The organism is Neisseria sp. HMSC064D07, from assembly GCF_001837185.1.
Taxonomy (GTDB): domain Bacteria; phylum Pseudomonadota; class Gammaproteobacteria; order Burkholderiales; family Neisseriaceae; genus Neisseria; species Neisseria flavescens_C.
On the sequence record NZ_KV831707.1, the window covers coordinates 147,920 to 170,316 of the forward strand.

Genomic DNA, 22,397 nt, shown 5'->3' on the forward strand with positions numbered 1-22,397 from the left:
TTGTTGGTTTTCCACTAAAAAGTTAATAGGTATATTCAGACGGCCTCAAACACAATCCGTCCTGATGCACAAGGATGCTCTCCGTTGTTAATTTTAAAGCTCAGTTTGTTTTTGCCTTCATCGTATTTCAGTTCTACCGACACTTCATCATGAGGACGGATAAACTGCTGATATTTTAGATTTTCGATGCGGATGACACGCTGTTTGCCCCATGGCTTGGGCGCAAACAGGTTGCGTACCCACTGCAACTCGACCACGCCGGGAACCAGCGGGAAGGTGGCAAAATGGCCGCCGAAATAAACCAAATCCAAGGGCACGCGGCCGATAAAAGTTTCGGTATTGGTTTCATCGTCAGATGATGTTTTCGACCAAACGGGAGAAGTTTGGGCAACGGTAAAGGCCGTCTGAAAATCCGACGCGGCTATTTTGGCTTGGGCATTGCGCGGCAGGTTGTCGGTAAAACGCCAGTAACGCGGCAGGGCGATGGTGTCCTGCGTGGCGGCCAGATGGCGTTTGAGCGTATCTGCGACCGCAGCGCGGCCTTTCTCGCGCAAGGCAGAGATACCGTCTGCGTTCAATGCTGCCCATATGGCAATGCGTTGATGTTGGGGATGGCGGCCGCAATGGGCATCGGCAATCCAAGGGTGTTGTAAAAGTTCGTGTTCGATTTGGGTCAGCGACACGCGTTTGTCCTCAAATTTAATAATACGGTCTTGGCGACCGAGTAACAGAAAACCGTCATCTTGCGGCTCGATCAAATCGGCGGTTTGGCGGCGCTCGGGCGACCAAGGCGAAGAAGCCCAAAGTGCGCCTTCTTCGTTTTGCCCGATTTCCACACCCTTAAAAGGCTGCCATTCTTGGCGTTCGCAACGAGAGGCAATCACGCCGGTTTCGGTACTGCCATAGACTTCAAACGGGCGCACGGCAGCCTGTTGCAGCAAATCCGCCGTGGTTGCGGGCAATGCGCCGCCGGCCGAGACAATGCCTGCAATTTTATGGCCGATACTCTGCCAGTTGCGGTTTTCACCCAAGCGGTTGAGTACGGCCGGACTGGCAATCCAAACCACTTTATCGTGTGCGGCTGTGCTGGAAAGTAGGTTTTCCGGATAAACCGCCTGCTGTCGCTCCATAGTCCAAACCATTGTCAGCGCGAGTGCGAAGCGGAATGTGAAGCCGTAAAGATGCTGCGGAATCACGCTGCCGATCACGGTTTCACCGTGTTGTCCAAATGGCAGCGTATTTGCCAAAGTCAGGGCTTCTGCCTGCATTTGCGCGGCGGTTTTCACAATAATCTGCGCTTCGCCGCTGGAACCTGATGTTTTCAGCCATGCTTCGGCATGGTCGGGAATCAGATGGTTTTCAGGATAGGTGTTCAGTCCTTCCGATTCTGTTTGAGTCAATACATCAGGCAAGTGCCATATGTTCAGGCCGTCTGAAGATAGCTTTTTATCTGTTGAATCTGTTAAAAACGCCTCTGCCGTTTTCCCCCACTCCAAATTGTCTTGCGCCAAATTGGGCAGCAATAAAACCTTTCCACCAGAATGCCACACTGCCAACACGGCACAGGCAAACAGCGCGGCATCGTCAAACCACAACGCGGCAGTTTGCACGCCTGCCTGTTTCAGACGGCCTGACAGATGAAAAACCGCACGGTTGAAATCAGCACGCGTCCAATTCGGATGCGTGGCGATAAGGTCGTGTTGGGGTAGGTCGGGGGATAGGATTTGGGTTAGGTTCATGGATGAATCCAGCAGTTGCTGCTATCACTATCAAAAAATTGAATGTTGATATTTCCAAAGTGTCTCTGAAGAGTAGTATTAATATACTGACAATAATCTTGGTTATTATTATAAACAGAAACAGCAATATTTCTTATTCCGCAATTTCTTAATTTTTCCAATAAATGTAGGTCTTGTGAACCTATGCCCCATCCATAGATCACTAAACTATCTTTGGGTTCTGGTAATACTTCTCTGTAAATAGTCGAAAAATAAAAGCTATTATGAATAGAATTTATTTTTTGATTTGCTGTTCCTTCACTGATGAATAATGGAACAGTTTCCCCACGATTCCAGCCGTCAAGTATTAAATCGAGCAAACCAATTCCATTGTTTTCTATTTTATATTCAGAGCCATAGAATTTCTTTCCTAACGCTAAATTGCCATGAAGATAAAATACAAGTGAAGTAAATCTATTTCTATTGATAGGCTCTCTAAATCTTTTCCAATTTTCATCAAAATTTCTATTTATAAAACAATCTTTTAAGGAGAATCCATCATTAATGTTTAAACCATGCATTAATGCCCAATATACAATTAAATCGTAATTTAGGGAAATAATGGTATCAAATTGCTTGATAAAGTTATAAATGTTGTTTAAGAAAGGTTCTACTTCCTGATAACTTGGATGTATGCTTCTTACGGTTGCTATTAAGCCATTTCTTATTTCTTCATATACTTGACTGAGATCGGTATTATTTATTCGCAAAATTTGATTTACATTGTGGGCTTGCCAAATTCTACGTAGAATTAATTCAAAATCATAGGTTTCAAAAAAATTAAATAATCTATTTATACGTTCATTATTTAATAAATTATTGTTAAAAGCATGCTGTAGTAAAGACTGATAATTAAATTGTCGGTTAACTGCAATACTTGCCCCATTCCCTAGAATTAAGGTTGATCGATTATACTGTGCACGAATATCATCCCAATCTTCTATTTGACACATATGATTACCTTTCTTTAATTAATTATAAGAAAATAAGTCTAGTTATTAGACTTTTATTTAAAACCTATCATGATCACTTCTCCATTTGTAAGTGAATGGAGTTGGCATGTGAATGCATATCATTATTTTGTCAGTATGGACACCATTTTTTCAGACGACCTACACTTTCAATACAATTTTCCGATACACCCACTCTCCGGCAAACAAAAGCCCCATCAACACATACGACACGATGCCCGTATAAGCCGCCCACCAATCGTAATATTGCAAGCCTGCCAAAATGGCGGCGGTTGCGCCGTTGAAGATAAAGAACGCGCACCAGATTTGCGTAACGCGCCGAGTGTGGCGCACGCCTTCGGGGGGAAGGTTGGGATGTTGCAATCGGGCGAGGCGTTCGATGACGGTTTGTTTGGCAAACAGGCTGTCGCCGAAAACGGCAAGCATCAGCGCGTTGACGGCAACGGGATACCAATACATCGAGTCAGGCCGTCTGAAAACCAGTACCGCCGCAAAAAAAGCAGCAAGGATAATCGCCGTAATGCGTTGGGCTGTGGTTTGCGGCATGGCGGCGCGTATCAGCCATAACACACACATGGCCGCGGCAAGCCAGAAAAATGCGCCGTTTTCCCTGCCGTAATACCATAGGAGCGGATAGGCAAGGCTGGCAAGGGTCAGTAGGAGTTTTCCTAGTATTTTCATGGTTGCGATTGATTTTCAGACGGCCTTGCCGATTGACAAGGCCGTCTGAAAATATGCTGATTCAAAGAGGAATCAGGAATCTTGTTGTACTTTCAAAACCGCTTGAACCACGTCTTCTACGGTGCGCACGTTGCGGAAGTCTTCGGCTTGCAGTTTGCGGCCGGTTTCGCGTTTGATGTGGTCGATAAGGTCGATAGCGTCGATGCTGTCGATTTCCAAATCTTCGTAGAGGTTGGTTTCGGGTTTAATGCGTTCCGGTTCGATTTCAAACAGGTTAACCAGTGCATCGGTCAGCAGGGTGCGTACTTCTTGTTCGGTCATCTTCTCTCTCTCCCTTATGCTTGGCGGCTCTTGACGAACTCGGCCAGAGTTTTGACGTTGGCGAAGTTTTCGCGCAGGTTGTCGTTTTCACCGTCGAGCTGGAAGCCGAAGGTTTTTTGTACGGCCAAACCAAGTTCCAATGCATCAACCGAATCCAGACCCAGGCCGTCGTCGCCGAAAAGCGGATCTTCGCTGCCGATGTCGGCAACGGTAATGTCTTCCAGACCTAAGCTGTCGATGATTAATTGTTTGATTTGGTTTTCTAAGTTATTCATGTGGTTTTCCTTGTGAAATAGTCTTGAAGGTATTCGTTTAAACGCCTTGCGGCGATGGGCAGGGGTTTTTCTGCCAGCCATTCTTCCGGCAGGATGTCGTCGCCGACGGTAATTTCATAATGAATTTTTTGTGGCGGGATTTTGTACCACGGTTGCCCTTTTTTAAAATTGGGCGGCGTCATCTTGATGCACACGGGCGTGATGACTGATGCGCTGCGCAAACCGAGCGATACGGCGCCGCGGTGCATTTTAACCTGTCCGTCCCAACCTGTGCGCGTGCCCTCGGGGAAAATCAGCAGACTTTGCCCACTTTTGAACACGGCGTCGATTTCTTCCAGCATTTCCATGCTTTCATCGTTGGGGATGTAGCCGGAGGCGATAATCTGGCTTTTCATGCTGGGGTTGTGCAACAGGTCTTTTTTAACCAGTACGTTCGGCTCCGAATAATGGCTGATCAGCAAGACGACATCCAAAAGCGAGGGATGGTTGGCAAGAATGAGCTGGCCGGGTCTGCCGAGTTTTTCCAAGCCGTTGAAGCGGACGCTCAATACGCCCGACCATTGCAGGTAGCCGACGAAGAAACGCCAAACTTTGCCTATCATGCGTCTTGCTTCAAGTTGACGTTTGATGTCGCCTTTGGTCGATTTGAGCGTATAGGGCAAAAGTGCGATTTTGAACAATACGCCTGCAACGCCGAAAAGGATAAAGCCGAAGAGTGTGGCAAAAAAGCGACGGAAATAGTCTAAAGTCTTCATGCGTTTTTCTGCCAGTGCCAGTTTCTACCGGCATAGTGTTGCGTGTGTTGTTTGCCGTCTGAAAGCAGGAAGCGTACCCACTCCAAGCTGCTCCAATAGGGCTCGACTGTTGTATCGTTAGGGTTTTCAGACGGCCTTTCAGATGTGGTTTCCAAGCTTAAGGTATAGTCTTCGCCTTTGGTAATGACCAGTGCCAATGCATAGGCAAACGGCGCACGGGTAGCCAAGACGGGATAGTCTTCAGACAACGGATCATCGGCGACAATTACTAAAACAGATGGCGCGCCGTCTTGTAAAAGCGCAAATGCCTCGGTCAGCGCGGTTTCAAAGGAATCGGCGGCAACGGCCAACGCGGTATGCTCGCTCATGTCTTTACGCAACATCGACCATTGCCCAATCGTTGCGTTGTGGACGGACAGGCCGAATGAGGTCGGCGAGACGGTATGCGTGTTCAAAAGCTCTTGCCATAATTCAAAGCTGCGGTTGCTTTCGCCGTCGTGCGAAACGTAAACCGGTACGCTTTCGGGATATTGGTCGGCCAGATTCCATGCGGCATCACAAACCAAGCGTGCCGCTTTTCCCAAGCGGCGGCGTTGCATAGGCGGCAAAAAGGAGAGCGCGGGTTTGCACTCCGGCAGGGAGGCGGTATCGAGTTTTCCCTGCACCCAGTCCTGCCATTGCTCCGGCGTACTGATTTTGCTGGAGGAGGCCTGCCATGCGGCGATATTGAAGCTGAAACGGCAAACGTTTTGAGGCATGATGTCTTTCAATGTTTTACATTTTCATACATTGTAATGAAATGGGTTAGTAAAAGCTAGGCTCTGTTATAATGCATATTGTAACGTAATTTATTCCCGGATGACATTTTATGCCTTCAATACCGAGTGCCCCGATTTATGATGTCGCTTCGCTGCTTCCGCACAGCGGACATATGGTGCTTATCGACTGTGTGAAAGAATTTGGCGATGACTATACGGTTTGCCGTGCGCCGGTTGGCGACAAGCATATTTTGCTGCAGGACGGCGTGTTGCCGTCTATGGCTTATATGGAATTGATGGCGCAGGGCATAGGCGCGTTTGCAGGCATTGAGGCTTTAAAGGCCGGAGAGCCTGTCCGTTTGGGTTTTTTATTGGGAACGCGCAAGCTGGATTTGTTTGCCGATTCCGTGCCTGTCGGTACTGAGCTGGAAGTCAGGGCGCATGTGTCCATTCAGGATTTGGGCGGCATGGGCGTATTTGATTGCGAGTTGCGCTGGACGGATGCACCGGAAGATGTGAAGCATCTGTTGCCGCCGGACGGTTTGCTGGCAAAAGCTTCTTTAAATGTGTACAGTCCGAAAGACGGTCAAGTCATTTAAACCGTTTACAAGGCCGTCTGAAAAGACAAAGATTCAGACGGCCTGTCGATATAGTGAGAAAACGTATGAGTGAAACTATTTTAATTACAGGGTCTAATCGCGGTATCGGCAAAGCCGTCGCACTCGGTTTGGCTGAGGACGGCTTTGATATTGTCGTCCACTGCCGCAGCCGCCGCGATGAAGCCGAAGCCGTAGCGGAAGAAATCCGTACATTGGGTAGAAATGCGCGCGTGTTGCAGTTTGACGTGTCCGACCGCGAGGCTTGTCGTGAAATTCTGACTGCCGACATTGAGGCAAACGGTACATATTACGGCGTGGTGCTGAATGCCGGCCTGACGCGCGACAATGCGTTTCCTGCGTTTACTGATGATGATTGGGACTTGGTGCTGCGTACCAATTTGGACGGTTTTTATAATGTGTTGCACCCTTTGACCATGCCGATGATTCGCCGCCGCAAAGCCGGACGGATTGTGTGCATGGCGTCAGTATCCGGTTTGACGGGCAACCGCGGTCAGGTCAATTACAGCGCGTCCAAAGCGGGCTTAATCGGCGCGGCAAAAGCCTTGGCGGTTGAGTTGGCAAAACGCAAAATTACCGTCAACTGCGTGGCACCGGGCCTTATCGATACCGATATTATCGATGAGAACGTGCCTGTCGAAGAAATCTTAAAGGCCGTCCCTGCCGCGCGCATGGGATTGCCCGAGGAAGTAGCGCATGCGGTGCGCTTTTTGATGGATGAGAAAGCGGCGTACATTACGCGCCAAGTGATTGCTGTGAACGGAGGTTTGTGTTGAATACCAGAAGAGTCGTAGTAACAGGTATCGGCGGTATTACCGCCTTCGGCCGTGATTGGCAAAGTATTCAGACGGCCTTTAAAGCCGAAAAAAACGCGGTCAAATACATGGACTGGAGTGGACGCTTTCCTGAATTGGAAGCGCAACTGGGCGCGCCGATTGAAGGCTATTCCCCTCCAGAGCACTGGACACGCAAGCAGCTCAGAAGCATGGGGCGCGTGTCGCATTTGTGTGTCGATGCGGCGGAACAAGCCTTGACGGATGCGGGTTTGCTGGGTGATGAAAGCATTACCGACGGCCGTATGGGCGTGGCGTGCGGTTCGTCTGTCGGCAGCACCAAAGACATCGGCGATATGGGCGAACTTTTGATAACAGGCACATCGCGCAATTTCAACGCCAATACTTATGTGCGCATGATGCCGCATACGACTGCCGCCAATATCGGCATTTTCTTCGGTTTGAAAGGCCGCATTATCCCGACTTCGAGCGCGTGTTCTTCCGGCAGCCAAGGCATTGGTTATGCTTACGAAGCGATTAAATACGGCCTGATTGATATGATGCTGGCTGGCGGCGGCGAAGAGTTTTGTCCGTCTGAAGTGTATGTTTTCGATTCACTTTATGCCGCCAGCCGCCGCAACGGCGAACCTGAGCTGACTCCGCGCCCTTACGACAACGCTCGAGACGGCTTGGTCATCGGCGAAGGCGCAGGCATTTTCGTATTGGAAGAATTGGAACACGCCCGTGCGCGCGGTGCGAAAATCTATGCAGAGCTTGTCGGCTATGGTGCCAACAGCGACGGCAGCCACGTTACCCAACCGCAAAAAGAAACCATGCAAAAATGTATGGAGCTTGCGCTGAAAGACGCCGGTATTACGCCTGATAAGGTCGGCTATGTCAGCGGCCACGGTACGGCGACCGAAAAAGGCGATATTGCCGAAACATTAGCGACTGAGGCAGTGTTTGGTTTTGTACCGATGAGTTCGCAAAAAAGCTACCTCGGCCATACACTCGGGGCGTGCGGCGCATTGGAAGCCTGGTTTACCATCGAAATGATGAACAACGGCTGGTTTGCGCCAACTGTCAATTTGGAAAACATCGATCCGCGTTGCGGCAAGGTGGATTACATCCAAACAGGAGGACGTGAGATTCAAACCGATTATGTGGTCAGCAATAACTTTGCTTTTGGCGGCGTCAATACATCGCTGGTGTTCAAACGTTGGCAAGAATAATCATCGCTTGATTTCATGATTAAAGGCCGTCTGAAACTTATTTTGAGTTTCAGACGGCCTTTATTTTATTTAGAGCTTGAGCCGCTTTGGGATTTTATTCGTTTGTTTTCTTCTGATTTAAATCCACCAGCCTTGTTCCGGCCAAGAAGTCGTAGAGGAACTGGCGGTCGGGATGGAACAGGGCAAAGCCCCATGGCAGGATGAGCCAAATGAGCGCGGCGCCGAATGCGCCTTTAGGAGGGATATTGAGCAGATGGCGTAATCCGGCGTAGGCAAACAAGGGAATGAAGACAATAAAAATACTGGCCCAAATAAAGCGCAGGCGCAGTTGTGGTAGGGGCGGTTGGGTATCGTTTTTATCGGCCAAGCCGATTTTCCATGTCTGCATGGCGAGGGTTTGGCCTTTTTTGTGCCAGTTGGCGCGGAAGTAGAGCCACCATGCGTAGAACAGAATCAGACAGGTTGCCAGCATGGACAGGCGCGTGGAAATGGGATTGAGAAAGATGGCGACAATACCGGCTGCAAGGGCGGCAAGGCTGGTCACGGCGCCGGTCAGCAGAAGTTCGTAAACCAGTGCGGCGAGGCGGCGTTTGAGTGGGGCGGTGGGAAGACGGGTCATAATGCGATGGAAACGGAAATGGGTTTGATGGAAATAAAAACAGGCCGTCTGAAACGGGATAGGATGTTCAGACGGCCTGTTACTGTCGGGTTTAGCGATGTGGACGTTTTTGACCGCGTGCCTGTTGGGCAGCCATTTGGTTCATTTCCTGACGGGTCGGACGTTTTTTGAAAATGGCGTGCGCTTCGTCAACGGAACATTTTTGTGACAGGCAAACCAGGGTAATCGCGTCTTTTTGATGTTGACCGCCGCTGTGGTACATGCGGCGCAGGTTGGCTTCGTTGATACGGCCTTTTTCCGGATCGATGTCGAATTTTTTCAGGCGCTCGAGGAATTGGCGTTGCTGACGGCGTGAAGTCCAAACGAAACCGCCTGCGGCAGCGGCCACGATGATGACGGCCAACAGAATGGCCAGCGGCCATGAATCGACGATCAGAACGATGATGAGGCTTAATACGGCAGTGGTCAGCAGAGCCAGACCGCCGATACGAAGTTTGGTTTTATTATCCATATGGTTGGTGTTTCCTTGTTTTTTGCTGGAAGAGGCCTTCTGAAATGCGAGGTTCAGACGGCCTGAATTTAAGTTTACGCTATTTTACAGTATTTTCTGTTTTTGGGGCGTATTGCGTGCAAGTTTCTTGACGCGTGGCAACGGTTTCAAGCGGCCAGCGAAGTAACGAGTTGTTTGAACTCAGTCCATGCATCGCCTTCTTCCGCGCCTTTGATGATGCGGTCGATTTTGGCGCAGGTTTTGAGCGCGTCGAGCAGGTGGTTGATGGAAATGCGTTTGGCCGCCATTGGTGCAAGGGTCTGCTTGTCGCCCCATAAGCGCAGGCTGTTGCGCAGGCTTTGGATGTTTTGGCCTTGCTTGAGTGCGGCAGTGAGGCGGATTAGGGTGCGGATGTCTTCGGCAACCGCCCACAACAGCAAAACCGGCTCTTCGCCTTCTTCTTCCAAACCGTCCAGCAAACGGGAAACGCGCAGGGTATCGCCTTTCATCCATGCGCCTGCCAGTTGGAATACATCGAAGCGGGCGACGGTGGCAACCGCGGCCTCTGCGTCGGCAATATTGATCAAATGGCCTTGGGGATGGAGCAGGGCGAGTTTTTCTATTTCCTGACGGGCAGCCAAGAGATTGCCTTCGACGCGCTCGGCAAAAAGGGCGAGTGCTTCAGGCTCGATATCCAAACCCTGCTGTTTCAGACGGCCCTGTATCCATTGCGGCAAAGCATGTGGCGCAACGGCTTTGGCTTCTAGGACGATGCCTTTGCCTGCTAATGCGGAAAACCATTTGGACTGGATTTGCGCTTTTTCAAGCTTTGGTAGGAGGATAAGCGTAACCGTATCTTCGGGCAGGCGTTCGGCGAAGGTTTGCAGGGTATCGCCTCCATTTTTGCCGGGTTTGCCGTTGGGAATGTGGATTTCCAGCAGTTTCAAATCGGCAAACAAACCTGCGCTGCCGGCACTTTGCAACAGCTCGTTCCAGTCAAAATTGTTTTCAGCGGTATAGACTTCGCGGTTGAGATAGCCTTGTTTTTTTGCGGCTGCGCGCAGGGTATCCAATGCCTCGATGCGCAACAAATCCTCTTCGCCGTGAATAATATATAACGGTTGGAGCGGCGTATCGGGGCGCAGGCTCTCAATGGGCGCGGCAGCCATTATCGCGCCTTCAGGAAAGTCAGGCGGCGGACGATTTGATCTGCAGCATCAATGCGCATTTCAGACCAAATGGTTTCTTCCTCTTCCTGTTTGCCCAAAACTTCGCTGTCGGCGTAGTCCATGGTGCGGTGAACCTTAACTTCTATCGGTTCGCCAACCGGCTCGCCGTTGCGGAAGGCTTGGGCTTTAACGGTCATGGCCAGCAGGTATTCGTTGATCGCGGCGGCGCGGGTGATGGTGTAGATGTCGCGGCGTTTTTGAAAGTCGACAACGCGCAGGGTGATTTGTGATTCGGCTTCACTAACCGGATGACCGTCGGCACGGCGTAAGGCATTTTCCAGCGCTTTTTGCATGACGGCTCCGCCTTCTACATGCCAGTTTTGATAAGGCAGCGGCTGAGAAGTCACACCTGTGCCTTTCAGGTGGAAACCGCAAGAGGCAAGCAATAGGGCGAGTGCAGGCAATAGGATTTTTTTCATTGGATATTCCTTCGTTGAAACCGGTTACGGTATCGTCGGATTATAACGAATAATGTTTAGGCCGTCTGAAATCGCAAACGGAAAGTATTTCAGACGGCCTTGTCTTTGATGGCGCAAATCTTATTTTTCCAACCAAATCAGGCTGACCATGCGGCCGGTTTGCCCGTCGCGGCGGTAGGAGAAGAAAGTATCGCGTTCCAAAACGGTGCAATGGGTGCCGCCATAAATCATGTTCACGCCTTCGCGGTGCAGAACCATGCGCGCCAAAGCGTAAATGTCGGCAAGGTATTTGCCGCCGCCGATGTCTTCAAACGCATCGACAGCTTCCGGCATGGGTGTGCAAAATGCATCAAATACATCTTGTCCCACCTCAAACGCATCAGGGCCGATGGCAGGCGCGAGATAGGCCATGATTTCCAACGGCTCGACATTCATTGCCGCAATGGTATTTTGCAAAACGCCGCCGGCCAAACCGCGCCAACCTGCATGAGCCGCCGCAACAACGGTCCCTGCTTTGTCGCAAAACAAGACAGGCAGGCAATCGGCAGTCATTGAAGCGCAGGCGACCGTGCCCGTTGTATCCACCGAGGCATCGGCGTCGGGTGTATTTCCTAACGCTTCGGCTGCGTTCACAACAATGGTGCTGTGGATTTGATTGAGGTAGGCAACGGGCAGGCCGACTTGTTCCTGTACGATTTCGCGGTTGCGGAGCACGGCTTCCAGATTGTCGCCGACGTGCGAACCGACATTTAGGCTGCGGTACACGCCTTCGCTGACACCGTCGTTGCGCGTGGTAATAAGCGTTTTAACATTGGCAGGAGCAGGCCAGTCGGCAGTCAAAAAATTCTTGCCTTGCGGGGCGAGGTTTAGGGTATCTGTGATGGTTTTCATAATCTTTGAGTCGCTGAAATATTGGAACGGATTGATTGCAGACGGCCTGAAATAATATTTTAGGCCGTCTGAAAAATGGGTTTAATCCCTTACATAAACGACTTCGACATCGTAGTCGTCTTCATTCCAATCATCGTCATCGTCCATGCCGAATTTCTCTTGCCATTCTTCCTCGTTGCTTAGGGAAGAATCCAAACCGGCTTCCAGACGCAGGACGGAGAGCAGGTGGTACATATCGTCAGGTATAGGTGCTTCAAAGGAAACGGTTTCGCCGGTTTTCGGGTGTACAAAGCTCAAGCGGTAGGCATGTAGGGCTTGGCGCGCGCCGAGGGCTTTGATGGCTTCTTTAACCGCGTCGCTGCATGGATGGCGCAGGTTGCCGTAAACAGGGTCGGCGGCCAGCGGATGGTTGGCTTCGCGCATATGAACGCGGATTTGATGCGTGCGGCCGGTTTCGAGCGAGCATTCGATGTAGCTGTGCGCCAGGTAACGTTCCAACACTTTGACATGGGTAATGGCAGGTTTGCCGCCGAATTTGACGACTGCCATTTTCAGGCGGTTGTGCGGGTCGCGGCCGATTTGGGTTTCGATTTTGCCGTCAAAAGGGACGATGCCGTTGGCAACGGCACGGTAAATGCGTTTGACTGTGCGCTCTTGAAGCTGTTGAACCAGTGAGTTTTGCGCCGGCAGGGTCTTGGCGACCACCATCAGGCCGCTGGTTTCTTTGTCCAAACGGTGTACGATGCCCGCACGCGGCACTTGGCTTAATTCGGGACAGTGCGCCAACAGGCCGTTGAGTAGGGTGCCGCTCCAGTTGCCTGCGGCAGGATGGACGACCAATCCGGCCGGTTTGTTGATGACGATGACGGTATCGTCTTCATAAATGATGTCCAAATCCATGGGTTCGGGCGTGAACGCGAGGTTTTCTTCGCTCGGACGTACCGTAACGGCAATCAATTCACCGCCTATCATTTTATCTTTGGGTTGAGCAGGCTTATCGTTTACAATGACTGCACCCTCTTTAATCCACGAACTCAGGCGGCTGCGCGAGTAGTCGGGCATGAGTTTGGCCAATACGGCATCCAGCCTTCCGCCCGCCATTTCGAGCGGAACGGTCAAATTAACACAACTTTCTGTTTCAGGGGATGACGGAAAGTCTAAATCATCGCTATAATCGGCTTCGTTATCAAAGGAAGTATTCTGCATGAAAAAAATTCTTTTAGTAGTTTCTTTAGGTTTGGCACTGAGTGCCTGCGCAAATAAAGGCACAATCGATAAAGACGCCCAAATTACTCAAGATTGGAGTGTGGAAAAGCTTTATGCCGAAGCGCAAGACGAATTGAACAGCAACAATTATACGCGAGCTGTCAAGTTATACGAAATTTTAGAATCCCGTTTTCCAAACGGCCGCTATGCCCAGCAGTCCCAGTTGGATACGGCGTATGCCTATTATAAAGACGATGAGCCGGAAAAAGCTTTGGCTGCCATTGCGCGCTTCCAACGCCATCATCCGCAACATCCGAATATGGACTACGCGCTGTACTTGAAAGGTTTGGTCCTATTTAACGAAGACCAGTCTTTCTTGAACAAGCTGGCGTCCCAAGACTGGTCCGACCGCGACCCGAAAGCCAACCGCGATGCTTATCAGGCGTTTGCCGAGTTGGTTCAACGTTACCCAAACAGCAAATACGCTGCCGATGCAACCGAGCGTATGGCCAAGCTGGTGGACGCTTTGGGTGGTAACGAGATATCTGTGGCACGTTATTACATGAAACGCGGTGCTTATGTCGCAGCGGCCAACCGTGCGCAAAAAATCGTCAGCCGTTACCAAAATACCCGTTACGTCGAAGAAGCTTTGGCGATGATGGAATTGGCGTACAAAAAACTGGACAAGCTGCAACTGGCTGCTGATACACGCCGTGTTTTGGAAACCAACTTCCCGCAAAGCCCGTTCTTGCAACACGAATGGCGATCTGACGATATGCCTTGGTGGCGTTACTGGCGCTAAGCGTCGGGTTGTTCAGGCATGAATTAAGGCCGTCTGAAAATGATGCAGCTATGCATTTGGTTTTCAGACGGCCTTTGTTTTTAATGTTTTTTTACGCTCTCTGTAAACAGGGTGCAAAATTCGTTTTAATATGGTAAAGTCTGATTTTAATAACTCGACGGTTTGAAGCCGTTACTCAGGGGCTGTTTAAATTTAAAATCAGTTTTGTTGAAGCTGCATCGGATTTGCTATTGATGCATTCAGGAAAATTTCAGTCGTCAGGCTGATTTGGTTTTAAATTTAAGCAGCCCTTTATGTTTACAAAAAACAGAGGTAGATTCTCATGAAGTCTTGGCAGCTTCCTGAACACGTTGCCGACGTGTTACCGACCAATGCCCGACAACTAGAAAGCGCCCGTGAGCGGCTATTGGCTTTGTTCCGCGTGCATGGTTATGAATTGGTGCAACCGCCATTGATGGAATACAGCCATTCCTTATTGACGCATATCGATGCCGGTTTGTCTTTGAAAACCATTTTGGTCGTCGATCAGCTCAGCGGCCGCCAGCTCGGTATCCGTGCGGATATTACGCCGCAGGTGGCGCGCATTGATGCCCACTTGCTTTCCACCAACCAAGGCATCAACCGTTTATGCTATGCCGGTTCGGTGCTTCATGCGCGTCCTGACGGATTGCTCAATATGCGCGAACCTTTGCAGGCGGGTGCGGAAATGTACGGCTTGGAAGGCATTGAAGCGGATATCGAATTGATTGATTTGATGCTGAAAAGCATGAAGATTGCCGATATGGGCGAAGTTTTGCTTTCATTAGGCCATATCGGCGTATTCCGTGCTTTAGCAAATGCCGCGCATTTGGATGAGCAGCAATCGGTAATCCTGCTGTCATTGATGCAGGACAAAGATGCCGAGGCTGTCAGCCAGTTGGTCAAAGAGTGGAAACTTGACGGTATGTGGGCAAAATCGTTTTCACTGTTGCCTAGATTCTACGGCGGTCGTGAAGTGCTGACTTTGGCTAGAGAGAAATTACCGGAATTGTCCGCAGTCAGTGCGGCTTTGGATGAATTGCAGGCAGTATGCGACGCGTTCCCAAATCAAAAAGTGCATATCGATTTGTCGGAACTGCGCGTTGACAATTACCATACCGGTTTGCTTTACGCGGCTTATGGTTCAAACCGTCATGATGCCGTGGCACGCGGCGGCCGTTATGACGGATTGGGCGGATACTTCGGGCGCGCGCGTCCTGCAGCCGGATTCAGTTTTGATTTGCGCAGCTTCATCGGCCGCCTTCCTGCTATCGGACGGGAATCCGTGGTGGCTGTCGATGTAAAAGACATGCCTGCGGCTCAAGAAGCGGTAGATGCTTTGCGCGAACAAGGACAATGTGTCGTTATCGATTACGGTATCGGCTATAACGGTTCGAAAGAGGTTACAGGCCGTCTGAAACAGGTAGACGGTGTTTGGAAAGTAATCGCTTTGAATGATTAAGTTTTATTTTGAAATTTTGTATCTGAAATAAGGTTAGATGGCTATGGCTAAAAATGTTGTCGTAATCGGTGCCCAATGGGGTGATGAAGGCAAAGGTAAGATTGTTGACTGGCTGGCGGAAGAAACCAGCGGTGTAGTACGTTTCCAAGGTGGCCACAATGCCGGCCATACTTTGGTCGTCGGTGGCAAAAAAACCATTTTGCGCCTGATTCCAAGCGGCATTTTGCATGAGACTTTGGACTGCTTCATCGGCTCAGGTGTTGTGGTTTCTCCTGAAGCATTGTTGGGCGAAATCGACGAATTGAACGCTGCCGGTGTGAAAAACGTTGAAGGCCGTCTGAAAATTGCGCCAACCTGCCCATTGATTCTGCCTTACCATATTGCGCTTGACCAAGCTCGCGAAGCTTCCCGCGGTAAAAGCAAAATTGGTACAACCGGTCGCGGCATCGGCCCAGCCTATGAAGATAAAGTTGCCCGTCGCGCGATTCGCGTGGTGGACTTGTTGCACCCTGAAAAACTGGTTGAAAAACTGGAAGCTGTTTTGGCTTATTACAACGTTCAGTTGCAACACCTGCACAATGCCGAGCCGGTAAAAGTTGAAGACGTGATGGCGGTCATTGAAAAAGTTGCACCGCGCATTACGCCGATGATTACCGATGTTTCCCGTGTTTTGAACGAGAAAAACCGTAAAGGCGAAAGCCTGTTGTTTGAAGGCGCGCAAGGTACGTTGCTGGACATCGACTACGGTACTTATCCGTTTGTGACTTCCTCCAACTGCTTGGCTGGTGCCGCTTCTGCCGGTGCAGGCGTAGGTCCGCAAATGCTGGATTACGTTTTGGGTATCGTTAAAGCCTATACCACCCGCGTGGGTTCCGGCCCATTCCCGACTGAATTGTTTGACGAAGTGGGCGCAGGTTTGGCTGAGCGCGGCCATGAGTTCGGTTCTGTAACCGGTCGTGCGCGTCGTTGTGGTTGGTTTGACGCGGCTGCTCTGAAACGCTCTATTCAAGTTAACGGCATTTCCGGCATGTGCATCACCAAGCTGGACGTGATGGACGGTATTGAAAACATCAATATCTGCGTAGGCTATGAATTGCCTGATGGCAGTAAAACCGACATTCTGCCTTGCGGCTCTGATGCGGTAGAAACCTGCAAACCGATTTACGAAACCATGCCGGGTTGGAGCGAGTCGACTTTCGGTGTGAAAGAGTACGACAAGCTGCCTGAAAACGCTAAAGCTTATCTGAAACGGATTGAAGAAGTGTGCGGTGCGCCTGTGGCTATTGTTTCAACTGGTCCTGACCGTGAAGAAACCATCGTTTTGCACCACCCGTTTGCTTAATTGATTAAGTGAATAAAAGGCCGTCTGAATGTTTCAGACGGCCTTTGATATGAAATACAATAAAAATTCAGCCCTGAAGGATGTCTGTCTTCAGGGCTGAATTTCGTATTCTACGCCGTTTTTTAACGTAAGTGTTTGGAAACCGAGATGTAGTGCTAAGTAACAATTATTCTCATTGATGTAAGTCAAGAAAAGGCTAGTCTGTAATTTTATTTCAAGAAAACCCCTGTAAATGGAAGGGTATTAGTGCTATCCTTTCAGAAAATTTACGGTCTATATTTTCAATAAAATTAGGAGCTTGATATGTCAAATGATGTTCAGCAACGTCCAACCGCTTGGGAAGGTTTTACTGGCGGTAACTGGGAAATCAACGTAGATGTTCGCGATTTTATTCAGAAAAACTACACGCCTTATGAAGGCGATGCTTCTTTCTTGGCACCTGCAACCGAAGCCACAACCAAACTGTGGACGGACGTATTGGAAGGAATTAAAGTAGAAAACCGTACGCACGAGCCGTACAAAATCGACGCGCAAATCATATCCGGTATTACCAGCCACGCTCCGGGCTACATCAACAAAGATTTGGAAACCATCGTCGGCCTGCAAACAGACGAGCCTTTGAAACGCTCTATCATGCCGTTTGGCGGTTTGAAAATGGTACAAGATGCGTGCAAAGTGTACAACGTTGAATTAAATCCCGAAGTTAGCGAAATTTTCACCAAATACCGCAAAACCCATAACCAAGGCGTGTTTGACGTTTATACACCCGACATCCGCCGTTGCCGTAAATCAGGCGTGATTACCGGTCTGCCGGATGCTTATGGCCGCGGCCGTATTATCGGCGACTACCGTCGTGTGGCATTGTACGGTATCGACTTCTTGATGAAAGACAAACTCAACCAGTTCAACTCACTGCAAGCCGATTTGGAAAACGGTGTGGACTTGGAAGAAGTGATCCGCCGCCGCGAAGAAATCAATGAGCAATATAAAGCATTGAACCAAATGAAAGAAATGGCGGCTTCTTACGGCTACGATATTTCCGGCCCTGCAAAAAATGCACAAGAAGCGATCCAATGGACTTACTTCGCCTACCTCGCTGCCGTTAAATCTCAAAACGGCGCAGCGATGTCCTTCGGCCGTGTATCTTCATTCTTGGATATCTACATCGAACGCGACCTGAAAAACGGTGTGATTACCGAAACCCAAGCGCAAGAATTTATTGACCACTTGGTGATGAAACTGCGTATGGTTCGTTTCCTGCGCACTCCGGAATACGATCAACTCTTCTCCGGCGACCCGATTTGGGCAACCGAATCTATCGGCGGCATGGGCTTGGACGGCCGTACCTTGGTAACACGCACCAACTTCCGTGTGCTGCACACCCTGTACAACATGGGCCCGTCTCCTGAGCCAAACATCACTGTATTGTGGTCAGAACAACTGCCGCAAGGCTTTAAAGAATTCTGCGCCAAAGTATCCATCGATACTTCGTCCATCCAATACGAAAACGACGATTTGATGCGCCCTGACTTCAATAGCGACGACTACGCCATTGCCTGCTGCGTCAGCCCGATGGTGGTCGGCAAACAAATGCAGTTCTTCGGCGCACGTGCTAACTTGGCTAAAACTCTGCTGTACGCAATCAACGGCGGCGTGGATGAAAAATCTAAAGAGCAAGTTGGTCCGAAAACCGAGCCGATTATGGACGAAGTTTTGGACTACGACACTGTCTTTGAGCGCATGGACAAATTCATGGATTGGTTGGCAACCCAATACGTTACCGCGCTGAACATTATTCACTACATGCACGACAAATACAGCTACGAAGCCGCGTTGATGGCGCTGCATGATCGTGACGTGAAACGTACGATGGCATGCGGTATCGCCGGTCTGTCTGTGGCTGCCGACTCTTTGTCTGCCATTAAATACGCCAAAGTAAAACCGATTCGCGACGAAAACGGCATTGCCGTTGACTTCGAAATCGAAGGCGAATACCCACAATTCGGTAACAACGACGACCGCGTGGACGACATCGCCTGCGATTTGGTTGAACGTTTCATGAAAAAAGTGGCGACCCACAAAACTTACCGTAACGCTACTCCAACTCAGTCCGTACTGACCATTACTTCCAACGTTGTTTACGGTAAGAAAACCGGTAATACTCCAGATGGCCGCCGCGCTGGCGCTCCGTTTGGTCCGGGTGCAAACCCGATGCACGGTCGTGATGTCAACGGTGCAGTCGCTTCATTGACTTCCGTAGCCAAACTGCCATTTGAGTTTGCTAAAGACGGTATTTCCTATACCTTCTCCATTATTCCTGGCGCGTTGGGTAAAGACGAGCATTCTCGCGAACGCAACCTTGCCGGTTTGATGGACGGTTATTTCCACCATGAAGACGGTATTTTGGAAGGCGGCCAACACTTGAACGTCAACGTATTGAATCGCGAGACTTTGGAAGATGCGATGCACAATCCGGAGAAATATCCGCAGTTGACCATTCGTGTTTCCGGTTATGCGGTTCGCTTCAACTCGCTGACCCGCGAACAACAGCTTGACGTGATTACCCGTACATTCACAGAAACCATGTAATCGGGTGGCGAAACAAACCAGAAGCTAAATTTGCATTTGGTTTGTTTTGAAACAAAGCTCCAAGGCCGTCTGAAATGTTCAGACGGCCTTTATTATCGTACAATCCATATAAGCAAAAACATTTTTGAGCCGAACACTATGTCCACGACTTTTGCCATTACCCCCGAGCCGGAACTGAAAGACCTTGGCCACCGTCACTATAACGGCAAAGGTATTATTCATTCGATTGAATCTTGCGGTGCTGTCGATGGTCCGGGTTTGCGCTACGTGCTCTTTTTGCAAGGTTGCCTGATGCGCTGCCTGTATTGTCATAATCGCGATACTTGGGATTTGCATACCGAGCAGGCGCAGGAATTGGATGTGGCAACCGTGATGAAGCAGGTCATGACCTATCGTCATTATCTGCGTGCGACAGGCGGAGGTGTAACGGCAACCGGCGGCGAGCCGTTATTGCAATATGAGTTTGTACGCGATTGGTTTACGGCCTGCCGGGAACACGATATCCATACCTGTCTCGACAGTAATGGCTATGCTTTGCACTATGATTCGATTTTGGATGATTTGCTAGATCATACCAATTTGGTCATGCTCGACTTAAAACAAATCGATCCTGAAATTCATAAAGTGCTTGTCGGTATTCCAAATACCAAAACGCTGAAATTTGCGCGTTATCTTGCCGAACGCAATCAGCCGACGCGGATTCGTTATGTGGTTGTTCCTGGTTATACCGATGATGAGCGTTCAGCACATTTATTGGGCGAGTTTATCGGTGATATGGATAATGTCGAAATGGTCGAGCTTTTGCCGTATCACGAATTGGGCGCACACAAATGGGCTTTGTGCGGCGACGAATACAAATTAAAAGGCGTACATCCGCCGCCTAAAGAAACCATTTTGAAAATCAAAGAAATATTAGAGAGCTACGGAAAAAACATTATTTATTAAAACAGAAAAAGGCCGTCTGAAATGAGATGATCGGTTTCAGACGGCCTTTTCATAATTGAAAAAACTTAAGCGTTCAATGCGGCCAAAACCTTGGCAACAACTTCTGATACTGCAACGGCTTGAGCCTGATTGTCACGGCGCTCGGCATATTCAACATTGCCTTCTTTTAAGGCGCGATCGCCGATTACAATGCGGTGAGGAATACCCAACAGCTCGGAGTCATTCAGCAATACGCCTGCACGTTCGTCGCGGTCATCCAACAATACATCTGCACCGGCAGCCAAAAGCTCGGCATAGATTTTGTCGGCGGCTTCGCGTACGGTTTCTGATTTTTTGTAGTTCATCGGCACGATAACGACTTCAAACGGCGCCATTGCTTTGGTCCAAACAATGCCTTTTTCATCATTGTTTTGCTCGATGGCGGCGGCAACAACGCGGGTAATACCGATACCGTAGCAGCCCATTTCCATGATTTGGGATTTGCCGTTATTGTCCAAGAAGCTGACATTCATGGCTTGGGTATATTTGTCGCGCAATTGGAAAACGTGGCCGACTTCAATACCGCGCGCCAGTTTCAGACGGCCTTGTTCGTCAGGGCTGATATCGCCTTCGATGACATTGCGCAAATCGACAAATTCAGGCTCGGCAGCATCTCGGCCGAAGTTGAAGCCGGTATAGTGGTAGTCGTCTTCGTTCGCGCCGATAACCCAGTCTGCACCTTTTTCGGTTGCAAAATCGGCATAGACTTTACCTTTGAAGTTAACAGGGCCGAGAGAGCCGCCGTTTGCGCCGAACTGTTTAACAATCGCTGCAGGGCTTGCCATGGTCAGTGGCGATTTCACGCCGACCAGTTTTTCTGCCTTGATGTCGTTAAACTCATGGTCGCCACGCAACAGCAGCAGGACGAGTTCGCCTTCGTTTTCGCCTTCAACCACAATGGATTTGAGGGTTTGTTCAACCGGAATATTCAGGAATTCAACCAAAGACTCAATGGTTTTGACGTTTGGTGTATGTACTTTGGTCAATTCAGCCTGAGCGACAGCGCGTTCGCCTTTGAGCGGCAAGGTAGGCGCCAGCTCGATATTGGCGGCGTAATCAGAAGTGTCGCTATATGCAATAACGTCTTCGCCGCTTTCAGCCAATACTTGGAATTCGTGAGAGCCGGTACCGCCGATGCTGCCGGTATCCGCAGCAACAGGACGGAATTCCAAACCCAAACGGGTGAAGATACGGCAATAAGCGTCGTACATATCTTGATAGGTCGTCTGAAGCGAGGCATAGTCGGCATGGAAGGAATAAGCATCTTTCATGACGAACTCGCGCGCACGCATCACACCGAAGCGCGGACGTACTTCATCGCGGAATTTGGTTTGGATGTGGTAAAAGTTTTTTGGCAGTTGTTTGTAGCTGTTGACTTCTTTGCGCACGATGTCGGCAATCACTTCTTCACAAGTCGGACCCATACAGAAATCACGGTCATGACGGTCTTTCAGACGCAGCAGTTCTTTACCATAAAACTCCCAGCGGCCGGATTCCTGCCACAGTTCGGCAGGTTGTACCACCGGCATCAGCAGCTCCACGCTACCCGCGCGAGCCATTTCTTCACGCACGATATTTTCAACTTTGCGCAATACACGCAGACCCATCGGCATCCAAGTATAAAGACCGGATGCGTTGGCTTTGATCAGGCCGGCACGAATCATCAGCTTGTGGCTGGCAAGTGCGGCTTCGGCAGGGGCTTCTTTAAGGGTAGAAATGAAGAACTGGGAGGCTTTCATGGCGTATTTTTCTTTCTTAAAAATAAGTGCGTATTGTAACGCAAAATGTATGGCCGCGTGTCTTTTGAATGGCATCTGATGAAATCGACCGTTGTTTTACGCAGCTTTTGATTCGGGGCGATTTTTAGGGATGTCAACCCTAATTTATGCACAAAGCCGCATAACCTTGTTTTACCTATAAATTTTCACTGTATGATTATAGTAAAATCTTATAAATATAACTACTTGATTTTATTATATTTTATTTGATTAAATTTTAGTCAATTTAAGACTTGGTTTGTTCCTAAAGAAAATTTTACGATTACCCAAAGCTTATCAACAGATTTATCCACAGAGATTGTGTATAGATTTTAAATGCTGTCGGCGTAATGATTTCGCATGATTGGCAAGCCTTGTTTAAAGCAGATTGGGTTGACTTAAAAGGATGGGGTAACAACACGATGGGC

Annotated in this window: 22 protein-coding genes; 8 read left to right on the top strand and 14 right to left on the bottom strand. The window is 49.4% G+C overall.

Annotation, left to right across the window (positions count from 1 at the left end; genetic code table 11):
* Positions 1 to 35: 35 nt before the first annotated feature.
* From HMPREF2608_RS10195 to HMPREF2608_RS10225, 7 genes are all read right to left on the bottom strand, one after another.
* Positions 36 to 1,739 (bottom strand): ApeI family dehydratase, encoded by a 1,704-nt coding sequence (locus tag HMPREF2608_RS10195; RefSeq protein ID WP_070826943.1) that lies wholly within the window; start codon positions 1,737 to 1,739, stop codon positions 36 to 38.
* Entirely contained in the window at positions 1,736 to 2,731 is a 996-nt protein-coding gene (locus HMPREF2608_RS10200) for a DUF4917 family protein (protein ID WP_070826944.1), read from the bottom strand. The genes HMPREF2608_RS10195 and HMPREF2608_RS10200 overlap by 4 nt, the downstream gene beginning before the upstream one ends.
* A 159-nt stretch (positions 2,732 to 2,890) precedes the next feature.
* Positions 2,891 to 3,430 (bottom strand): COG4648 family protein, encoded by a 540-nt coding sequence (locus HMPREF2608_RS10205; protein ID WP_070826945.1) that lies wholly within the window; start codon positions 3,428 to 3,430, stop codon positions 2,891 to 2,893.
* 72 nt (positions 3,431 to 3,502) lie between these two features.
* The gene (locus HMPREF2608_RS10210) at positions 3,503 to 3,751 is read right to left on the bottom strand and encodes an acyl carrier protein (RefSeq protein ID WP_003680823.1); all 249 of its coding nucleotides are present in this window, start codon (positions 3,749 to 3,751) and stop codon (positions 3,503 to 3,505) included.
* A gap of 14 nt (positions 3,752 to 3,765) precedes the next feature.
* Positions 3,766 to 4,026, bottom strand: coding sequence for a phosphopantetheine-binding protein (locus tag HMPREF2608_RS10215; protein ID WP_070826946.1), 261 nt, complete (start codon positions 4,024 to 4,026; stop codon positions 3,766 to 3,768).
* Complete coding sequence (locus tag HMPREF2608_RS10220; RefSeq protein WP_049344240.1) at positions 4,023 to 4,781, bottom strand: lysophospholipid acyltransferase family protein; 759 nt, start codon at positions 4,779 to 4,781, stop codon at positions 4,023 to 4,025. The genes HMPREF2608_RS10215 and HMPREF2608_RS10220 overlap by 4 nt, the downstream gene beginning before the upstream one ends.
* Positions 4,778 to 5,539, bottom strand: a complete 762-nt coding sequence (locus tag HMPREF2608_RS10225; RefSeq protein ID WP_070826947.1) for a beta-ketoacyl synthase chain length factor — start codon at positions 5,537 to 5,539, stop codon at positions 4,778 to 4,780. The genes HMPREF2608_RS10220 and HMPREF2608_RS10225 overlap by 4 nt, the downstream gene beginning before the upstream one ends.
* A gap of 110 nt (positions 5,540 to 5,649) precedes the next feature.
* Here HMPREF2608_RS10225 and HMPREF2608_RS10230 point away from each other — a divergent pair, with 110 nt between their 5' ends.
* The 3 genes from HMPREF2608_RS10230 to HMPREF2608_RS10240 all read left to right on the top strand — a co-directional run bounded on the left by HMPREF2608_RS10230 (position 5,650) and on the right by HMPREF2608_RS10240 (position 8,161).
* Positions 5,650 to 6,138: a hotdog family protein gene (locus HMPREF2608_RS10230; RefSeq protein ID WP_049336784.1), complete on the top strand. Its 489-nt coding sequence runs from the start codon at positions 5,650 to 5,652 to the stop codon at positions 6,136 to 6,138.
* Between the two features lie 65 nt (positions 6,139 to 6,203).
* On the top strand, positions 6,204 to 6,932 hold the full coding sequence (gene fabG, locus HMPREF2608_RS10235; RefSeq protein WP_070826948.1) for a 3-oxoacyl-ACP reductase FabG: 729 nt from the start codon (positions 6,204 to 6,206) through the stop codon (positions 6,930 to 6,932).
* Complete coding sequence (locus HMPREF2608_RS10240; protein WP_070585691.1) at positions 6,926 to 8,161, top strand: beta-ketoacyl-ACP synthase; 1,236 nt, start codon at positions 6,926 to 6,928, stop codon at positions 8,159 to 8,161. The genes fabG and HMPREF2608_RS10240 overlap by 7 nt, the downstream gene beginning before the upstream one ends.
* Positions 8,162 to 8,255: 94 nt before the next feature.
* Here the strand turns inward: HMPREF2608_RS10240 and HMPREF2608_RS10245 are convergent, their stop codons facing one another.
* From HMPREF2608_RS10245 to rluD, 6 genes are all read right to left on the bottom strand, one after another.
* Complete coding sequence (locus tag HMPREF2608_RS10245) at positions 8,256 to 8,780, bottom strand: RDD family protein (protein ID WP_070826949.1); 525 nt, start codon at positions 8,778 to 8,780, stop codon at positions 8,256 to 8,258.
* Between the two features lie 91 nt (positions 8,781 to 8,871).
* The gene (locus HMPREF2608_RS10250) at positions 8,872 to 9,291 is read right to left on the bottom strand and encodes a hypothetical protein (RefSeq protein ID WP_003746427.1); all 420 of its coding nucleotides are present in this window, start codon (positions 9,289 to 9,291) and stop codon (positions 8,872 to 8,874) included.
* A gap of 146 nt (positions 9,292 to 9,437) precedes the next feature.
* Positions 9,438 to 10,439 (bottom strand): DNA polymerase III subunit delta, encoded by a 1,002-nt coding sequence (gene holA / locus HMPREF2608_RS10255; RefSeq protein ID WP_070826950.1) that lies wholly within the window; start codon positions 10,437 to 10,439, stop codon positions 9,438 to 9,440.
* Positions 10,439 to 10,918: an LPS-assembly lipoprotein LptE gene (gene lptE / locus HMPREF2608_RS10260; protein WP_070826951.1), complete on the bottom strand. Its 480-nt coding sequence runs from the start codon at positions 10,916 to 10,918 to the stop codon at positions 10,439 to 10,441. The genes holA and lptE overlap by 1 nt, the downstream gene beginning before the upstream one ends.
* A gap of 120 nt (positions 10,919 to 11,038) precedes the next feature.
* Positions 11,039 to 11,809, bottom strand: a complete 771-nt coding sequence (gene pgeF, locus HMPREF2608_RS10265; RefSeq protein ID WP_070826952.1) for a peptidoglycan editing factor PgeF — start codon at positions 11,807 to 11,809, stop codon at positions 11,039 to 11,041.
* 81 nt (positions 11,810 to 11,890) lie between these two features.
* Positions 11,891 to 13,015, bottom strand: a complete 1,125-nt coding sequence (rluD, locus tag HMPREF2608_RS10270; RefSeq protein WP_049332554.1) for a 23S rRNA pseudouridine(1911/1915/1917) synthase RluD — start codon at positions 13,013 to 13,015, stop codon at positions 11,891 to 11,893.
* Between rluD and HMPREF2608_RS10275 the strand changes: the two genes are divergently transcribed.
* The 5 genes from HMPREF2608_RS10275 (at position 13,014) to pflA (ending at position 20,173) form a co-directional block, all read left to right on the top strand.
* Positions 13,014 to 13,817: an outer membrane protein assembly factor BamD gene (locus tag HMPREF2608_RS10275; RefSeq protein WP_070826953.1), complete on the top strand. Its 804-nt coding sequence runs from the start codon at positions 13,014 to 13,016 to the stop codon at positions 13,815 to 13,817. The genes rluD and HMPREF2608_RS10275 overlap by 2 nt on opposite strands.
* A 322-nt stretch (positions 13,818 to 14,139) precedes the next feature.
* Positions 14,140 to 15,297, top strand: coding sequence for an ATP phosphoribosyltransferase regulatory subunit (locus HMPREF2608_RS10280; protein WP_070826954.1), 1,158 nt, complete (start codon positions 14,140 to 14,142; stop codon positions 15,295 to 15,297).
* 43 nt (positions 15,298 to 15,340) lie between these two features.
* A complete protein-coding gene (locus HMPREF2608_RS10285) occupies positions 15,341 to 16,639 on the top strand; it encodes an adenylosuccinate synthase (RefSeq protein ID WP_070585699.1) in 1,299 nt (432 codons plus the stop codon).
* Positions 16,640 to 16,942: 303 nt separating this feature from the next.
* Complete coding sequence (pflB, locus tag HMPREF2608_RS10290) at positions 16,943 to 19,228, top strand: formate C-acetyltransferase (RefSeq protein WP_070826955.1); 2,286 nt, start codon at positions 16,943 to 16,945, stop codon at positions 19,226 to 19,228.
* Positions 19,229 to 19,366: 138 nt separating this feature from the next.
* Positions 19,367 to 20,173 carry a pyruvate formate lyase 1-activating protein gene (pflA, locus tag HMPREF2608_RS10295; RefSeq protein ID WP_070827042.1) on the top strand — a complete coding sequence of 269 codons (807 nt, stop codon included), beginning with the start codon at positions 19,367 to 19,369 and terminating at the stop codon, positions 20,171 to 20,173.
* Positions 20,174 to 20,238: 65 nt separating this feature from the next.
* On the opposite strand, the gene HMPREF2608_RS10300 is transcribed toward pflA, so the two are convergent.
* Complete coding sequence (locus HMPREF2608_RS10300) at positions 20,239 to 21,951, bottom strand: proline--tRNA ligase (RefSeq protein ID WP_070827043.1); 1,713 nt, start codon at positions 21,949 to 21,951, stop codon at positions 20,239 to 20,241.
* Between the last annotated feature and the right edge of the window lie 446 nt (positions 21,952 to 22,397).

What these genes read in the sequence shown, in the direction of transcription:
- HMPREF2608_RS10195 (WP_070826943.1), bottom strand. Translation starts at nt 1,739, where the DNA reads ATGAACCTAACCCAAATCCTATCCCCCGACCTACCCCAACACGACCTT.
- HMPREF2608_RS10200 (WP_070826944.1), bottom strand. Translation starts at nt 2,731, where the DNA reads ATGTGTCAAATAGAAGATTGGGATGATATTCGTGCACAGTATAATCGA.
- HMPREF2608_RS10205 (WP_070826945.1), bottom strand. Translation starts at nt 3,430, where the DNA reads ATGAAAATACTAGGAAAACTCCTACTGACCCTTGCCAGCCTTGCCTAT.
- HMPREF2608_RS10210 (WP_003680823.1), bottom strand. Translation starts at nt 3,751, where the DNA reads ATGACCGAACAAGAAGTACGCACCCTGCTGACCGATGCACTGGTTAAC.
- HMPREF2608_RS10215 (WP_070826946.1), bottom strand. Translation starts at nt 4,026, where the DNA reads ATGAATAACTTAGAAAACCAAATCAAACAATTAATCATCGACAGCTTA.
- HMPREF2608_RS10220 (WP_049344240.1), bottom strand. Translation starts at nt 4,781, where the DNA reads ATGAAGACTTTAGACTATTTCCGTCGCTTTTTTGCCACACTCTTCGGC.
- HMPREF2608_RS10225 (WP_070826947.1), bottom strand. Translation starts at nt 5,539, where the DNA reads ATGCCTCAAAACGTTTGCCGTTTCAGCTTCAATATCGCCGCATGGCAG.
- HMPREF2608_RS10230 (WP_049336784.1), top strand. Translation starts at nt 5,650, where the DNA reads ATGCCTTCAATACCGAGTGCCCCGATTTATGATGTCGCTTCGCTGCTT.
- fabG (WP_070826948.1), top strand. Translation starts at nt 6,204, where the DNA reads ATGAGTGAAACTATTTTAATTACAGGGTCTAATCGCGGTATCGGCAAA.
- HMPREF2608_RS10245 (WP_070826949.1), bottom strand. Translation starts at nt 8,780, where the DNA reads ATGACCCGTCTTCCCACCGCCCCACTCAAACGCCGCCTCGCCGCACTG.
- HMPREF2608_RS10250 (WP_003746427.1), bottom strand. Translation starts at nt 9,291, where the DNA reads ATGGATAATAAAACCAAACTTCGTATCGGCGGTCTGGCTCTGCTGACC.
- holA (WP_070826950.1), bottom strand. Translation starts at nt 10,439, where the DNA reads ATGGCTGCCGCGCCCATTGAGAGCCTGCGCCCCGATACGCCGCTCCAA.
- lptE (WP_070826951.1), bottom strand. Translation starts at nt 10,918, where the DNA reads ATGAAAAAAATCCTATTGCCTGCACTCGCCCTATTGCTTGCCTCTTGC.
- pgeF (WP_070826952.1), bottom strand. Translation starts at nt 11,809, where the DNA reads ATGAAAACCATCACAGATACCCTAAACCTCGCCCCGCAAGGCAAGAAT.
- HMPREF2608_RS10275 (WP_070826953.1), top strand. Translation starts at nt 13,014, where the DNA reads ATGAAAAAAATTCTTTTAGTAGTTTCTTTAGGTTTGGCACTGAGTGCC.
- rluD (WP_049332554.1), bottom strand. Translation starts at nt 13,015, where the DNA reads ATGCAGAATACTTCCTTTGATAACGAAGCCGATTATAGCGATGATTTA.
- HMPREF2608_RS10280 (WP_070826954.1), top strand. Translation starts at nt 14,140, where the DNA reads ATGAAGTCTTGGCAGCTTCCTGAACACGTTGCCGACGTGTTACCGACC.
- HMPREF2608_RS10285 (WP_070585699.1), top strand. Translation starts at nt 15,341, where the DNA reads ATGGCTAAAAATGTTGTCGTAATCGGTGCCCAATGGGGTGATGAAGGC.
- pflB (WP_070826955.1), top strand. Translation starts at nt 16,943, where the DNA reads ATGTCAAATGATGTTCAGCAACGTCCAACCGCTTGGGAAGGTTTTACT.
- pflA (WP_070827042.1), top strand. Translation starts at nt 19,367, where the DNA reads ATGTCCACGACTTTTGCCATTACCCCCGAGCCGGAACTGAAAGACCTT.
- HMPREF2608_RS10300 (WP_070827043.1), bottom strand. Translation starts at nt 21,951, where the DNA reads ATGAAAGCCTCCCAGTTCTTCATTTCTACCCTTAAAGAAGCCCCTGCC.